Annotated in this window: 13 protein-coding genes; 3 read left to right on the top strand and 10 right to left on the bottom strand. The window is 70.7% G+C overall.

Annotated elements, in window-relative coordinates:
- Positions 1-2: 2 nt before the first annotated feature.
- From IEW13_RS11185 to mfd, 8 genes are all read right to left on the bottom strand, one after another.
- Entirely contained in the window at positions 3-1322 is a 1320-nt protein-coding gene (locus tag IEW13_RS11185) for a S8 family peptidase (protein WP_188550997.1), read from the bottom strand.
- The gene (locus tag IEW13_RS11190; RefSeq protein ID WP_188550998.1) at positions 1307-2239 is read right to left on the bottom strand and encodes a Ppx/GppA phosphatase family protein; all 933 of its coding nucleotides are present in this window, start codon (positions 2237-2239) and stop codon (positions 1307-1309) included. The genes IEW13_RS11185 and IEW13_RS11190 overlap by 16 nt, the downstream gene beginning before the upstream one ends.
- Positions 2240-2379: 140 nt before the next feature.
- Entirely contained in the window at positions 2380-4173 is a 1794-nt protein-coding gene (locus tag IEW13_RS11195; RefSeq protein ID WP_188550999.1) for an OmpA family protein, read from the bottom strand.
- Positions 4174-4294: 121 nt separating this feature from the next.
- On the bottom strand, positions 4295-4837 hold the full coding sequence (locus IEW13_RS11200) for a DUF501 domain-containing protein (RefSeq protein ID WP_188551000.1): 543 nt from the start codon (positions 4835-4837) through the stop codon (positions 4295-4297).
- Entirely contained in the window at positions 4834-5496 is a 663-nt protein-coding gene (locus IEW13_RS11205; protein ID WP_188551001.1) for an FtsB family cell division protein, read from the bottom strand. The genes IEW13_RS11200 and IEW13_RS11205 overlap by 4 nt, the downstream gene beginning before the upstream one ends.
- Before the next feature lie 173 nt (positions 5497-5669).
- Positions 5670-6947 (bottom strand): phosphopyruvate hydratase, encoded by a 1278-nt coding sequence (gene eno / locus IEW13_RS11210; protein ID WP_188551002.1) that lies wholly within the window; start codon positions 6945-6947, stop codon positions 5670-5672.
- Positions 6948-6999: 52 nt separating this feature from the next.
- The gene (locus IEW13_RS11215) at positions 7000-7881 is read right to left on the bottom strand and encodes a MazG nucleotide pyrophosphohydrolase domain-containing protein (RefSeq protein WP_188551003.1); all 882 of its coding nucleotides are present in this window, start codon (positions 7879-7881) and stop codon (positions 7000-7002) included.
- 280 nt (positions 7882-8161) lie between these two features.
- Complete coding sequence (gene mfd / locus IEW13_RS11220; protein ID WP_373283572.1) at positions 8162-11839, bottom strand: transcription-repair coupling factor; 3678 nt, start codon at positions 11837-11839, stop codon at positions 8162-8164.
- Positions 11840-12131: 292 nt separating this feature from the next.
- Between mfd and IEW13_RS11225 the strand changes: the two genes are divergently transcribed.
- Complete coding sequence (locus IEW13_RS11225) at positions 12132-12752, top strand: rhomboid family intramembrane serine protease (protein ID WP_188551004.1); 621 nt, start codon at positions 12132-12134, stop codon at positions 12750-12752.
- Positions 12753-12805: 53 nt separating this feature from the next.
- On the opposite strand, the gene IEW13_RS11230 is transcribed toward IEW13_RS11225, so the two are convergent.
- Positions 12806-13303 (bottom strand): GNAT family N-acetyltransferase, encoded by a 498-nt coding sequence (locus IEW13_RS11230; RefSeq protein ID WP_268235197.1) that lies wholly within the window; start codon positions 13301-13303, stop codon positions 12806-12808.
- 244 nt (positions 13304-13547) lie between these two features.
- On the opposite strand from IEW13_RS11230, the gene IEW13_RS17830 reads away from it, so the two are divergent.
- Both IEW13_RS17830 and IEW13_RS11240 read left to right on the top strand, forming a co-directional pair.
- Positions 13548-13865, top strand: coding sequence for a type II toxin-antitoxin system RelE/ParE family toxin (locus IEW13_RS17830; protein ID WP_188551006.1), 318 nt, complete (start codon positions 13548-13550; stop codon positions 13863-13865).
- Positions 13866-13888: 23 nt separating this feature from the next.
- Positions 13889-14158 carry a helix-turn-helix domain-containing protein gene (locus tag IEW13_RS11240; protein WP_188551007.1) on the top strand — a complete coding sequence of 90 codons (270 nt, stop codon included), beginning with the start codon at positions 13889-13891 and terminating at the stop codon, positions 14156-14158.
- A 27-nt stretch (positions 14159-14185) separates the two neighbouring features.
- On the opposite strand, the gene pth is transcribed toward IEW13_RS11240, so the two are convergent.
- Complete coding sequence (gene pth, locus IEW13_RS11245; RefSeq protein ID WP_188551044.1) at positions 14186-14782, bottom strand: aminoacyl-tRNA hydrolase; 597 nt, start codon at positions 14780-14782, stop codon at positions 14186-14188.
- Positions 14783-14784: the final 2 nt, after the last annotated feature.

Here is a 14784-nt window from a genome sequence, read left to right on the forward strand (position 1 = left end):
TTTCACGATTTGGGGGCGCGCTGCGGCTTGAGCCGCGCGGCAAGCGCTATCACCAGGGTGAACACTGCCGCCAGTAGCAACCCGGAGGTGACGGCGATGCCCGCCACCGGCAGCGGGGCATGCCGTTGCGCTGCCTCCGCCCGGCCGGGCTCCAGCCGCTGCACTACGGCATCCGTCCCGGCCTCGTCGGGAGTCTCGATCGGCTCGGTGCGCAGCGGCTCGGCCTGCCGGTGCATCGCCACCCACGCCTCCAGGTCCCCGAGCGTCTCAGCCGACCCGGTGGCGCGCGAGGCGAAGGCCGCGGGCGGGTCCACCCGGCCGTGGCCGACAGCGGCATCGGGCAGTTCACCGTCGTGTCCGGGCACCGGCCGCGCGGTCTGAAGCAGGCGCGCGGCGATGTCCTGGGCGGAGGCCTCCGGGTCACCGGCGCGCATGAGCGCCGCCACCCCGGCGACGATCGGGGCGGCGAAGGAGGACCCCTCGGCCAGGCCGGTCCCGCCCTCGTGCCATGCCACGGGGATCTGCACGCCGGGACCCATCAGGTCCACCGCGGTGCCCGGCGCCGAGGCGTCCGGTGCGAGCCGGCCCTCCCGGTCCAGGCCGCCGACGCCGAGCACCCCGGGCATCGTCGACGGGGACCACGCCTGCTCGGCACCCTGACGGCGGTTCCCCACGCACGCGATGATCAGCACGTCCTTGTCCATGGCGTACTGGAAGGCCTCGTCCCAGCTCTCCGGCCACGACGGCTCGGACCAGCCCAGGGAGAGGTTGATGACATCCGCTCCCTCGTCGGCGGCCCAGCGGACCGCATCGGCGACCTGGTCGCGTGCGCCGGGGACGTCATCGGGCCCTCCCCCGCCCAGCCACACGGAGGCGGAGAGCAGTTCGGCCTCCGGCGCCACGCCCGTGGGGTTGCCGTCCTGACCGTTGCCAGCGATCACGCTGGCCACGGCGGTGCCGTGGAAGAGGACGTTCTGGGCGCCGATGGGTTCGGTGCCGTCGGTGCCCGGGTCACCGAAGCTGCGCGCCCCGGCGAGCTCTGGCAGGCCGGGGTGCGAGTCGTCGACGCCGGAGTCGATCACGGCGACGCGCGCGCCTTCCCCGCGGGTCTCCTCCCAGATCTCCTGAATCCCGAGCTGCTCGAGGTACCAGGCTTCGTGGGCGGCGGCGGGCAGACTGGCCGGCAGCGGCGCCACCAGCAGCGGAGCGGCGAGCAGCAGCGCCGCCGCCAGATGCAGGAGGCGGCGCGCGGCGGGGCTCGCGGGGCGTGGCCGTCGCGGGGCGCGGGACCGGGGCATCGGGCTGTTCAGCTCAGACTCCATGCGATGCCGTCGAGGATGTCCCGTTCGCTGGTCAGGATCGCGGGCTCGCCCGCGCGGTCGCGGAGGCGTTCGACGACGCGGTCGTAGATCAGCGCGCCGGTGGCGATCACGTCCGCGCGGCCGGGGTGCATATAGGGCAGGGCGGCGCGCTCGCCGGCGGTCATCTCGGCCAGTTCCCGGGCAGCGGCGGTGACCTGGGCCGCCTGCAGCCGCGCGCCGTGAATCCGCTCGGGCCGGTAGCCGTCCAGACGGAGGATGTGCGCGGTCAGCGTCGTGACGGTTCCGGCGACGCCGACGAGGGTGCGCACCCCGCTCAAGCTCACATGCGTCTCGGCTTCGTCGAGGGCGGCGTCGATGTCCGCGAGCGCGGCCGCGCGGGCCTCGGCGGTGATCTGCTCACGGCCGGTGTGCCGCTCGGTCAGACGCACGCAGCCGATGTCCATGCTCCAGGCGGCGGCCACGCCGGAGTCGTCGCCGAGGACGAGCTCGGTGGAGCCCCCGCCCAGATCGCACACCAGATAGGGCGCCTCGGCGCCAGTCAGCCCGCGGGTGGCGCCGTCGAAGGAGAGCGCGGCTTCCTCATCGCCGGAGATCACCTCGGGGCGGACGCCGAGCCGTTCCTCGATGCCGGAGAGGAAGACCTCGCGGTTGGCCGCGTCGCGGGTCGCGGAGGTCGCAGTGAAGCGGATCCGCTCGGCGCCCTCGCGCCTGACGACCGCCGCGAACTCCTCGGTGGCGGCGAATGCCCGCTCCAGTGCTTCCGGGGCGAAGGCCCCCGTGGCATCGACGCCCTGACCGAGCCGGACGATGCGCATGTCCCGCACCACATCGGTCGCGGTGCCGGCATCGGCGTCGATGTCGGCGATGAGGAGGCGCAGGGAGTTGGTGCCGCAGTCGAAGGCCGCTACTCGTGTCATAGGGAAAGCCTAACGGTCTGACCTGGGCGTCCGGGCGTGACGGCACCACCGGTCGGATCGCGGCGCCGGCGCAGCGAAGTCCATGCCGTCCATGCTGTCCCCGTCATGGCGCCTATCCCCCCGGTGCACGCGCTTCCGGCTCAATCCGTGCCCGCGGTGAGCTCGGCGACGAGTTCCTGCGGCAGCTCGATCTGGGCGCTGTCCGGGATCCGCAGGATCAGCGGGCCGTCGAGGTCCGGCGGCAGTTCGAACTCCGCGAAGGCGGGAGTGCCCTCGTCGGGGAGATCCCGCCCCGTGGCCAAGACCTCGGAGCACACGCAGTGGGAGGGGGCCGAGACCGGGAAGTACTGCCGCCCGGCCGCGACGTCGACCAGGCCGAGGTTCCCCAGGCCGGGCTCGGTGCCGCCGGAGTAGGCGTTCTTGCCCAGCAGCTGCGGGTCCTCGGCGGCGCGGCTGCCGCGGAAGGCGTTCGCCTCGTAGCCGGTACCGGCCAGGCCGAGGGCGAAGCGCATGGTCACGGTCATGCCGTCGCGTTCGGCGCCGAGCACGTCGAAGCGGAGCTCGTGCTCGGTCTCGTCCTCCTCCGGTGCAGGCAGCACATAGGAGGCGAGCGCGCCGGGCTCCGCCTGCGTCTGCTCGGCCTCGTCCAGGTCCTGCAGTTCCTCGGCCCCCAGGTCGATGCCGTGACCGGAGTCCTCCGTGGCGGTGTAGCGGAAGCTCACCCGGCGGTTCAGTTCGCGGTTCTCGGGCAGGTCGTTGCCCTCGGCATCCTGGTTGGGCGCCAGCGGCCGGTCGTAGCTGTGGCCCTCCGTCTCGACGGAGATGCCGTCGTCCAGCAGCGGCGTGATCGCTTCGGCCACGGCCTCTGCCCGGTCTTCGGAGAGCCGCTGGTTCACCTCGTGGCTGTCGATGTTGTCGGTGTGCCCTTCGATGACGACGGTCTGCCCGGCGGCCTCCGCGTTCAGTTTCTCCGCGGCGTCCTCGATCACCTGCTCGGCGTCGGCGGAGAGCTCCGATTCGCCGAACTCGAAGAGCACATCGGCGGGCAGGCTGACTTCCTGGCTCTCGCCGGCGATGGTGGTGGAGACTCCGCTGAGCGATTCGCTGCGCGCGGACAGCGGCTGCCGGTCGTAGCTGACCGCGCCGGTGCCATACTGGCCGGACATCTCGTGGCTGCGCGGTGTCAGCTGCGTCAGCCCGTCGTCCTCGGGCAGTTCGAACGGCGTGCCGGCGGTGACGGGGACGCCGCGCAGGGGTTCGGCCCATTCGGCGAAGAACAGGTCGATCTCATCGGATTCCGGGGCGGGGAAGTCGATGTAGACGAGCGCCACGCCGTCCCGGGGCGCGCTGCGGGGCAGGCTGGAGCAGACGCAGTTGATCCGCGCCTTGCTGAAGTCGTGCTCCTCGGACATCGGCTCCGGGTCCGGGGCGGCAGCCATGGCAGCGCCGGCGGAAACGGCGCCGTCGTTGGCGAAGCGACCGTCGGCGCGCAGCGGCGCGATCACCTCGCTGGCGCCGCGGTCGATCAGCCGCATCCACGGCGCCGCCTGGGAGCGGCTGAAGAACGGCGAGACCTGCTGCGGGGAGAGTTCGCTGCCGGTTTCCGGTGCCAGCCAGGCGTAGACCAGCCGGGCGAAATCGCCATCGGAATCCAGCGAGACCACCTGGAGCTTGGCGGTCTCCTCTCCGTCTTCGCCGGGCAGCGCGACGATCCGCTCCGCGACGGGCTCGGGAAGGGTGGTGGAGGTGCGGAAGCCGTCGTCGTCGGTGATGATGGCGGGCTCAGCCGGGGTCTCCTCCGGTTCCGGCGGCGCCGGCTGCGGATCGTCCTCCTCGGCCGGGGAGCATCCCGCGATGAGCAACGCAGCGGCCGTCGAGGCGGCTGCGAGTACGTTCAGGCGGGGGTGGCGGCGTCGGCGGTCTTCTGTCGGCATAGGGGCGTGTCCGTCCTCGAAGTCGTCATCGCGTCATTGACAACGTACCATCGGGATCCGGCTCGTCCCGGCGCGTGACAGGACGGTCACATCGGCCGCCGACGCGGCCGCGGTCAGTCCCTCACTCGCAGAGGCAGAGCTCGGGCCGCCACTCCTCGCGGATCAGTCCCAGGGCGCGGTCGCCGATGGGATTCACGCCCGGGCCGGCGGCCAGCGCGTGCGCCACGAGCGCATGCAGGCATTTGACCCGCTCGGGCATGCCACCGGCGGAGAACCCGTCGATCTCGTGGACCTCGCCCAGGCCGAGGCTGGCTGCCAGTGCGGCGCGGTCCGCCAAGTACGCCTCGTGGGCGCGCCGGTAGGCTGCCGCGAGCTCGGCGTCCTCACCCAGCTCGGCGGTCATCTGCGCCATGAGACCTGCGGCTTCGAGCCGGGAGCAGGCCATCACGATGGCCGGATGGCTCAGGTAGTAGGTGGTGGGGAACGGCGTCCCGTCCTCCAGCCGGGGGGCGGTGACGGCCACGAGCGGCTTGCCGCAGCGGCATCGCGCGCCGATGCCCGCCAGGCCGCGGGGCACCCGGCCGAGTTGCTGACGCAGCACCTCCCGGTCATCCGGACGGACGGGGTCGGAGGGCGGACCGGGTTCGGCTTCGGTGGTCGTCATTCCTCTTCTTCTGCTGGATCGGAGCCGGTGCCGGCTCCCGGAGTGCCGGAATCCGACCCCTGCTGGGTCTGCGGCTGCGTGCCGGCTTCGAGTATAGAGTTCAGCAGTTCCTCGGGCCATGAGCGGCTGGACGTCCTGGTGGGCGCTCCCCCGGCCTCCTCGCGCGGCATGGCGACCGTACCGGTGCCGGCCTCTTGACCGCCCTCCTCGGAGTCCCTGGGCTGGACCACGACGTAGGCCTGCTCCTCGGGGAGCACGTAGAACTGGTCTTCCCGGGCTCGCTGCATGACGTATTCGGGGTCCTCCCAGCGGTCCTTCTCCTCGTGCAGCTGGGCGATCCGTTCCTCCTCCTGGGCGATCTCCCGCTTCAGGCCGAGGATCTCCCGCTCCTGCTTCAGGTAGGTGTTCACTGTCGGCGCGGACATCAGCACGATCACGAGGGTCGCCAGGCCCAGGAGCAGCGCCCGCCCCGAGAGCCGGCGCCCGGCCTCGGTGCGGTCCTCTGGCAGGCGTTCGCTCACCGCGCTGGTCCGCGCAGCTACGGCGGGGCGGCTCTTGGCGGAGGGATCGGAGCCGGTCCGGCGGGTGGTCTTGGCCGCGCCCGCGCCGCCCCGGCGACGGGGTACTGCCCGGGGCCGGGCGCGGTCACTGCGTGCCACGAGTACTCACCTATCTGGCCTTGCTGATCGGGGAAGGAAGGAGGAAGGCCGTGACACGATTGTGCCGTGCCGGCCGGCGCCCGGACAGCATTTCGCCCGGAGTGTCCGCCATCTGCGCAACGGCTTAGGGCGAACGCTCCGGGCGAGGGATGCCCCGGGAGGCGGTGTGGCGGCTATGCGAACCGCGGGAAGGCACCGCGACCGGCGTAGCGGGCCGCGTCGGCCAGCTGCTCCTCGATGCGCAGCAGCTGGTTGTACTTGGCCACGCGCTCGGAACGGGCCGGTGCGCCGGTCTTGATCTGCCCGGCGTTGGTGGCCACCGCCAGGTCGGCGATGGTGGTGTCCTCGGTCTCACCCGAGCGGTGCGAGATCATCGCGGTGTAGCGGTTGTTGTGGGCCAGCGCCACGGCGTCGAGAGTCTCGCTGAGCGTGCCGATCTGGTTGACCTTCACCAGCAGGGAGTTCGCCGCGCCCTCCTCGATGCCGCGGGCCAGCCGCTCGGGGTTGGTGACGAACAGATCGTCGCCCACCAGCTGCACCTTCTCCCCCAGCCGCGACGTCAGCTGCGCCCAGCCGGCCCAGTCGTTCTCGTCCAGTGGGTCTTCGATGGAGACCAGCGGGTAGTCGGCGACCAGCTGCTCGTAGTAAGAGGCGAGCTCATCGGCGCTGAGCGTGCCGCCCTCGAACTGGTAGGAGCCGTCCTTGAAGAACTCGCTGGAGGCCACGTCCAGGGCCAGTGCGATGTCCTTGCCCGGGGTCCGGCCGGCGCGCTCGATGGCCTCGAGGATGAGGTCGAGCGCTTCGCGGTTGCTGCCCAGGTTCGGGGCGAAACCGCCCTCGTCGCCCAGGCCGGTCGCCAGGCCCTTGCCCTTCAGCACGGCCTTCAGGTTGTGGTACACCTCGACGCCCCAGCGCAGCGCCTCGGAGAACGAGTCCGCGCCGATGGGGGCGATCATGAATTCCTGGATGTCCACGTTCGAATCGGCGTGGGAGCCGCCGTTGAGGATGTTCAGCATCGGCACCGGCAGCAGATGCGCGTTGGGGCCGCCGAGGTAGCGGTACAGCGGCAGATCCGCGGACTGCGCGGCGGCGTGGGCCACGGCGAGGGACGCGCCCAGGATGGCGTTGGCGCCCAGGCGTCCCTTGTTGGCGGTCCCGTCGAGCTGGGTGAGCAGCGCGTCGACGATCCGCTGATCGTCCGCCTCCTCGCCGACGATGGTCTCGTTGATCTCGTCGAGCACGGCCTCGACCGCGCCGCGCACGCCCTTGCCCTGGTAGCGCTCGGGATCACCGTCACGCAGCTCGGCGGCTTCGTACTCGCCGGTGGAGGCGCCGGAGGGGACGGCGGCACGCCCGACGGCACCGTCGTCAAGCAGGACTTCCACTTCCACCGTGGGATTGCCGCGCGAGTCGAGGATCTCCCGGGCGGTCGATGCGATGATTTCGGCCACAGCTGCTCCTTTTAGAGTGCTTCGTCGAAGGGTGCGGGTGTCGCCCCCAAGCCTAACCCCGCGCGGCGTCCTCCTGCGCGCGCAGCTGAGCCTCCTGCGCGCGGTTGTGCCGCCGCAGGGCACTCTCGGCGTCCAGACCGGAGGCCTCCGCCAGGCTGACTGCCTCCCATAGCAGAGCGCCGATGCGTGCCTCCGCTGCCGCTCGCTCCTCCTCCGCGCTTCCTGCTGTAGCGGTGCCGGTGACACTAGGCTCGCCTGTCATCGCATCGCTGCTTGTTCCAGTGCCGGGAAGGTTCCCGGCGCCGCCGGGCACGGCCGCAGCGGTGCCAGCGACGCTGGGGGAGCCTGCCCCGCCGGTCGCAGCAGTGCCGCGCACGTCAGAGCCGCCTGTCACCGCATCGGCGGCTGCCCCCTCAGCGGGGTGCGCCGGAGCGCCGGTGCGGGGGGCGAGGCCGGCGCGGTGCGCACGCCGAAGCAGCTTCTGCGTCCGGGCCAGTTCCGGCAGCCGTTCGGGGATGCCGTCGAGCGCGGAACGGCGCTCGGGCTTCTCCCGTTTCTTCTGCTCCTCCCAGGACCGCTCGGCCTGTTCCTTGGCCGCTTCGATGTCCTCTCCCGGCGGAGCGGCGTCCGGGCCGAAGACGTGGGGGGTCCGCGCGGCGAGCTTCACTGCAAGCCGCCGCGCGACCTCGTCGAAGTCGAAGGTGCCGCGCTCGGCGGCGACCTGGGCGTGAAAGAGCACCTGGAACAGCAGATCGCCGAGTTCGTCGGCGAGTTCGTCCGGGTTCCCGGCGTCCACCGCCTCGGCGACCTCATAGGCCTCCTCAATGGCGAACGGTACGAGCGACTCGTGCGTGTGCCGACGGCTCCAGGCGCAGCCGTCCGGGGCGCGCAGGCGCCGCATCATCTCCAGCAGGCGGTCAGTCGACTCGCTCATCCGGCCTCTCCCCTCCTCTCGTGCCCGGCATCGCCCCGAGCGCCGGTCCCTCTCACCACATCGGCCTCTCGTGCACGCGCCTGGCCGGCGGGTGTAAGCGCCTGCCCGCGGCCCTCCAGCCAATGGTGTTGCCGCCGACGAGCGCGCAGAAGGGTGCGCCGCCGCGGGGATCCAGCGCGGCCCGTCGACTGGAAGGCGTAGCCCGTCAGCCGGGAGACACAGGCGCCTCCCGTACCGCGCAGCATGCGTATATGAGCCATCGCCGTCCCTCCTCGCCGCCTCAGTCCCGGCCGGCCGCCGCCGGTTCCGTGGCCTGAGCCGTTCCCCCGTCGGGCGCGTTCGCCTCCGTGTTCTCGGGGGCCGGCAGCAGCGCATCGAGTACCTGGGTCGCCCATTCCAGCAGTGGCCGGTCCACGACGTCCTCGCGCCGGATTCCGCCCGCTCCGGCGTTCACGGTCGGCTTGGGTACCAGGATGGACCGGGTGGCCGGCTTGATGAGCGACTTCGGGTAGAGCCGCTTGAGCCGCACCGTCATGGCGTCACCCAGTTCGACCGGCGCGAACCGGATGAAGTTGCCCTGGGCCACGACCTCCGTGACGCCGGACTTCCTGGCCCTGATCCGGAACCGGGCGACATCGGCGAGCGTCTCCACCGCCGGCGGGTAGGGGCCGTACCGGTCGACGAGTTCCGTGAGGACCTCCTGCACCTCCGCCTCGGTGGCGGCGGCAGCCAGTTTGCGGTAGGCCTCCAGTCGCAGGCGCTCGTGCTCGACGTACTCGGTGGGCAGATGTGCGTCGATCGGCAGTTCGATGCGCACCTCCGCTTCGGGCTCGGTGTTCTCGCCGCGGAAGTTCGCCACGGCCTCGCCCACCATGCGCACGTACAGATCGAAGCCGACGCCCTCGATATGGCCGGACTGCTCACCGCCGAGCAGATTGCCCGCACCACGGATCTCCAGGTCCTTCATCGCCACCTGCATGCCGGCGCCGAGCTCGGTGTGCGCGGCCAGCGTGGTGAGCCGGTCATGCGCGGTTTCGGTCAGCTCCCGGTCCGCCGGGTAGAGGAAGTAGGCGTAGGCCCGTTCCCGCCCTCGGCCCACCCGGCCGCGCAGCTGGTGCAACTGGCTGAGGCCCAGCCGCTCGGCATGGTCAATGATGAGTGTGTTGGCGTTGGAGATGTCGATGCCGGTCTCCACGATGGTGGTGCACACCAGCACATCGAACTTCTTCTCCCAGAAGTCCAGGATCACCTGTTCGAGCCGGGTTTCACTCATCTTGCCGTGGGCGACGCCGATGCGGGCCTCCGGGACGAGCTCGGCCAGGCGCTTGGCGACCTTGTCGATGCTCTGCACGCGGTTGTGCACGAAGAACACCTGCCCCTCGCGCAGCAGCTCGCGCTTGATCGCCGCGGAGATCTGCTTCTCCTCGTAGGGGCCGACGAAGGTCAGGACCGGGTGCCGTTCCTCCGGCGGCGTCGCCAGGGTGGACATCTCGCGGATGCCGGTGACCGCCATCTCCAGGGTGCGCGGGATGGGGGTGGCGGACATGGCGAGCACGTCGACGTTGGTGCGCATCGCCTTGAGCGTCTCCTTGTGCTCGACGCCGAACCGCTGCTCCTCGTCAATGATGACCAGGCCGAGATCCTTGAAGCGCACTTCCCCGGAGAGCAGCCGGTGGGTGCCGATCACGACGTCGAGGCTGCCGGCGCGGATCTGCTCCTTGACCTTCTCGCTCTCGGCGGCGCTCTGGAAGCGCGACAGGGCGCCCACCGTGACCGGGAACCCGGAGTAGCGTTCGGAGAAGGTCTCCAGGTGCTGCTGCACCAGCAGCGTGGTGGGCACCAGGACCGCGACCTGCTTGCCCTCCTGGACCGCTTTGAAGGCGGCGCGCACGGCGATCTCCGTTTTGCCATAGCCGACGTCTCCGCAGATCAGCCGGTCCATCGGGACCGGCTTGCGCATATCGGCCTTGACCTCCTCGATGGTGCTCAGCTGATCCGGGGTCTCCACGTAGCTGAAGGCGTCCTCGAGTTCCTGCTGCCAGGGGGTGTCCGGGCCGTAGGCGTAGCCCTGCGTCGCCTGCCGTGCGGAGTAGAGGCGGACCAGCTCGCCGGCGATCTCCTTGACCGCCTTGCGGGCCCGTGCCTTGGTCTTGGACCAGTCCGCCCCGCCCATCTTGTTCAGCTGGGGCGCCTCGCCGCCGACGTAGCGGGTCACCTGGTCCAGCGCGTCCGAGGGCACGTAGAGCCGGTCGCCGGGCTGCCCCCGTTTGGAGGCGGCATACTCAAGGACCAGGTACTCGCGGGTGTGCTTGGCATCCCCCTTGCCGGTGGTCCGCTGCGTCATCTCCACGAACCGGGCCACGCCGTGCTGCTCGTGCACCACGTAGTCGCCGGGCTTGAGGCTTAAGGGATCCACCTGGTTGCGGCGCCGGCGGGCCGGGAGACGGCGCATGTCCCGGGTGGAGCTCGCCGAGGCCTTCCCCAGGACGTCCGCCTCGGTCAGCAGGGCGAAGCGCTCGGACTCGTCGACGAAGCCGCCCAGCGCGCCGGCGGCGGCGATGCTCACCACGCGTTCCGCCGGTGCCTCGGTCAAGCCGTGCTCGTGCAGGACGGCCGGCACATCGGCTTCGGCGAACACCTCCCGCAGCCGCTCGGCCGGACCCCGGCCGTCGGTCACGACGGCGACCCGCCAGCCGTCGCCAACGAGCTGGCGGACATCGGCCAGGACGTCCTCGACGTTACCGGCGTAGCCGCGCGGCTCCCGGGCGGGCAGGTGCAGCTGGGGCGCATCGGCGTCGTCCAGGAGCTCCTCGTCGCGGGCGAAACCGCCCAGCTCCCACCAGTCCAGGCCCAGCAGCGCGGCGGCTTCCCGGGTGTCGGCGAGGGTGCGGAAGCTGGCCAGGGAGAGATCGATGGGGGCTTCTCCACCGGCGGAGGCGCCGGCCCAGGCGGCGGCGAGGAACTCCTCCGTGGTGGCGACGAGGTCCTCGGCGCGGGCAGAGACACGTTCCGGTGCGGTCACGACGATGCGGGCATCTCTTGGCAGCACCGCGACGAACGGCTCCATACCGTCGACGAGCGCCGGGGCGAGGGACTCCATGCCCTCCACCGCGATGCCGGCGGCGATCTTCTCGAGCATCTCGCGGGCCTGGGGCATGGCGGAGACGAGGTCCGCGGCGCGGGAACGGACCCGTTCCCCCAACAGGACTTCGCGGCAGGGCGGCGCCCACACGGTTGGCTCCGGTTCACCGTCGGCCAGAGGGAGGGAGCGCTGGTCCGCCACGGAGAACGGCCTGATCTCCTCCACCTCGTCACCGAAGAACTCAATCCGAAGGGCCTGCTCGGCCGTCGGCGGGAAGACATCGAGGATCCCGCCGCGGATGGCGAACTCACCACGGCGTTCCACCATGTCCACCCGGGAGTAGGCAAGACCGGAGAGCCGTTCGGCCAGGCTGCTCAGCTCGGCTTCGTCGCCACGAGCCAGCGTGACCGGCTCCAGCTGGCCCAGTCCCTTGACGAGGGGCTGCAGCACGGCGCGCACGGGTGCCACCACCACGCGCAGCGGCACCGGACGGGACGCGGGATGTGCCAGGCGGCGCAGGACCGACAGGCGCCGACCGACCGTGTCCGAGCGCGGGGAGAGCCGCTCGTGCGGCAGGGTTTCCCAGCTGGGGAACACCGCGACGGCCTCGGGGTCGAGGTATTCGTGCAGGGCACGTTCCAGGTCCTCCGCCTCGCGGCCGGTCGCGGTCACCACGAGCACGGGGGCCGCACCGGCAGCGCCGCCGTCGTTCGTTCCGTCCGCCGTGCGCTCCACTGCTGCACTCAGCAGCGGCGGCCAGAGACCCTTGACGGCGTCGATGCGCCCGCCGCCCGATCCGGTGGCGGCGAGTGCGGCGACGGCCGAGGCGAAGGCCTCCGTCTGCTGGAGCTGCTCTCTGATTCCCTGCAGGGTCACGCGTGAATGTCCTTATGTCTCTCGTGGTGCACGCTCTCGGGTGGCGCGAAGGCGCCGGCTGACCGGCAAGCGCCCCGGGCAACGGGCCCTTGGCGGTAGCGGGGAGTCCCGGCGCTCGCGCCGGTAGGGGCCGGTTCGGACCCGGTCCGACCCGACGATCGCTCCCAGCCTACTGCGGCGCACGGACAACAGCCGGTCCTCAAGCCTACTCGCGCCCGGGACCGGTTTCCCGGTCCGTCCAACGCCCGCAGCGCCAAGACTCTTCCCAGTCGACGTACGTAGAGTGGGACTCATGAGTGCCCCCGCCGCCAGGACGCCCAGGACCGAACCGTGGTATCAGCGCTTCACGCCGGTGCTCCTGCTGCTGGCGATCATGTGGGCGGTGCGTTTTCTTGACGCGATCGTGCCCGGCAGCTGGGTGATGTTCGGCATCCGCTCCTGGGATCCGTCATCGGCGCCGGGCCTGGTCCTCAGTCCCCTGCTGCACAGCGGCTGGCCCCATCTGCTCAGCAATACCGGCCCGTTCCTGGTGCTGGGACTGATCGTGGCGGCAGAGGGCGCGCGCCGGTTCTGGCTGGTCACGGCTTTCGCGGCGCTCATCGGCGGCGCCGGGACCTGGGTGGTGGGCGTACCGGGGACGCTCACGGTGGGTGCCTCGGGACTGGTGTTCGGCTACTTCGGCTACATCATGCTGCGCGCGCTGTTCTTCCGCGCCACGGCGCACCGGGTGCTCTACGCGGTCGTGGCGCTCGTGGTGGCCTTCAGCTACGGCTCGGGCTTCTTCCTGGGCTTGCTCCCGGTCACGCCGGGCATCTCCTGGCAGGGCCATCTGTTCGGCCTGATCGGCGGCGCCGTCGCCGCCTGGACCCTCAGCAACCGGGACGAGCCCGGCGGCACTCAGCTGAGACGCTGAACTGAAGAGCACCAGCACGCCGATCTACCGCTGAGGCGCCCGCCAGGCCCGCCTCAGGGGCGGATCGCCGCATAGATCAGCATGTCCCGCCGACGGCCGGCGATCTCCTGGTGGCTGCGCAGCAGTCCTTCGCGCGCGTAGCCGCACCTCTCGGCGGTCCGGATCGAGGCGATGTTCCAGGGCTCGATGTACAGCTCGATCCGGTGCAGTGCGGGGATGGACCAGCCGAACGAGGTCAGGGCGCTCAGCGCCTCCACCGCCAGTCCGCGTCCGCGCGCCGAGGGGCGGATGGAGTATCCGGCGCTCGCTCTGCCGGTCTCCAGCTGGCGCAGCCAGAGGCCGCACGACCCCAGGGCTTCGTCCGTGTTCTTGTACGCGATGATGAAGGAGAATCCGGTGCACTCGCTGTGCCGGTCTCGCTGTCGCTGCACCCAGGCGAGCGCCTCCGCCTCGTCCGCCTCAGCGGGGAGCGAACCGGTCGCCGGCACATACGGGTCCGTCGACAGCTCCATCGCCATCGGGACATCGGCGGAGCACGGTTGGCGCAGCACAACCTCTCCGGAAGCGGGCGGAACGGACGGCTACGGCGGAAGCACGGTCATGCTCTCCAGTATGGTGAGCCGGGCGCCACGCCGCCACGCGTACGTTGTCTCCGCAGACACCGCGTTGACAAACTGCTTTGCGGATAGGCGATCCGCCACCGCACGTCACAGAGGATGACGCCCGACCGTCTCCATCCACAGCTTCCCTGCACGGTTCCCGGCAGTAGGACCACGCCGCCTACGCTTGCCGAGCATGACGGACTGGTCCATAGCCCACTCGACGGAGGTAGCGTCTTGGCTCAAGACCCTTCGCTCTGAGGATGCGAGTCACGCTATGAAGGTCCTCGATCAGCTCGCAAATCTTGGTGGCGCTCTTGGAATGCCTCGATCACGAAACCTAGGAGGGAGCCTTTATGAGTTGCGCTTCCGCTGTGAGCACGTCGATCGCCGTATCACCTACACGCTCCGGCCCGAGCGGCGTATCATCACACTTACCACCTTTCGAAAACAACGCAGGAACGAACGCGCCGAGATCGCCCGCGCCCGCCTGATGCTCCGGAGGACACCGTGAAAACCACTCCACACGAGACAGTCATGGCAGAGATGCTCGCGAACATGACGGAGACGGAGCGGATCGAATTCTGGAAGAGCGGCAAGAAGATCGACCACATGCTGGAATTCGCCCAGTCGGTTTACGATGCTCGTACGGCAGCGGGGCTTTCGAAGCGTGAACTGGCAGCCGAGATAGGTGCAGACCCCGTGCTGATCGAGGACATCGAAGCAGCCGATGTCGTTCCCACCCTAGAACTACTGGAACAGATCGCGAACGCGACAGGAAAACGCGTTCACATCGCCCTGGTCTGATACAAGCCGCCGGGCCGCCACTGGGACTCAGCGGCCGTGGTAGCGCTGCTGCGCGGCCAGGAGCCCTTCGGTAACGAGCAGTTCGGCGGCATCGGCGGCATCGGCGAGGAACACCGGCAGTTCCTTGCGCTCGGCGGCGCTGAAGGGCTTGAGCACGAAGTCGGCGGTGTCCTGCCGGCCCGGCGGGCGTCCCACGCCCAAGCGCAGACGCAGGTAGTCCTTCGTCCCGAGCGCCTTGGTGATGTCGCGCAGGCCGTTGTGGCCGCCCTCTCCCCCGCCGATCTTGAGCTTGATCGCACCGAAGGGCAGATCAACATCGTCGTGCACGGCGACGACCCGCTCCGGCGGCACCGAATAGAACGCCGCCAGCTGCGAGACCGGCCCGCCGGAGAGGTTCATGTAGCTGAGCGGTTTGGCCAGCACGACGCGGGGCCCCGGCCGGCCGCCGGGCAGCACGCCCAGGCGGGTCGTGCCGGCCACGGCCCGGGCCTTGGCCCGCGCGAGGGTCGTCCCGGTCCGGCCGGCCAGCTCGTCGACGAGCATCTGGCCGACGTTATGCCGGGTAGCCGCATAGCCGGGCCCGGGATTCCCGAGCCCGGCCAGCAGCCAGTGTCCCTCGCTCAGCG

The sequence above is a fragment of the Sediminivirga luteola genome (genome assembly GCF_014639315.1).
Classification (GTDB): Bacteria; Actinomycetota; Actinomycetes; order Actinomycetales; family Brevibacteriaceae; genus Sediminivirga; species Sediminivirga luteola.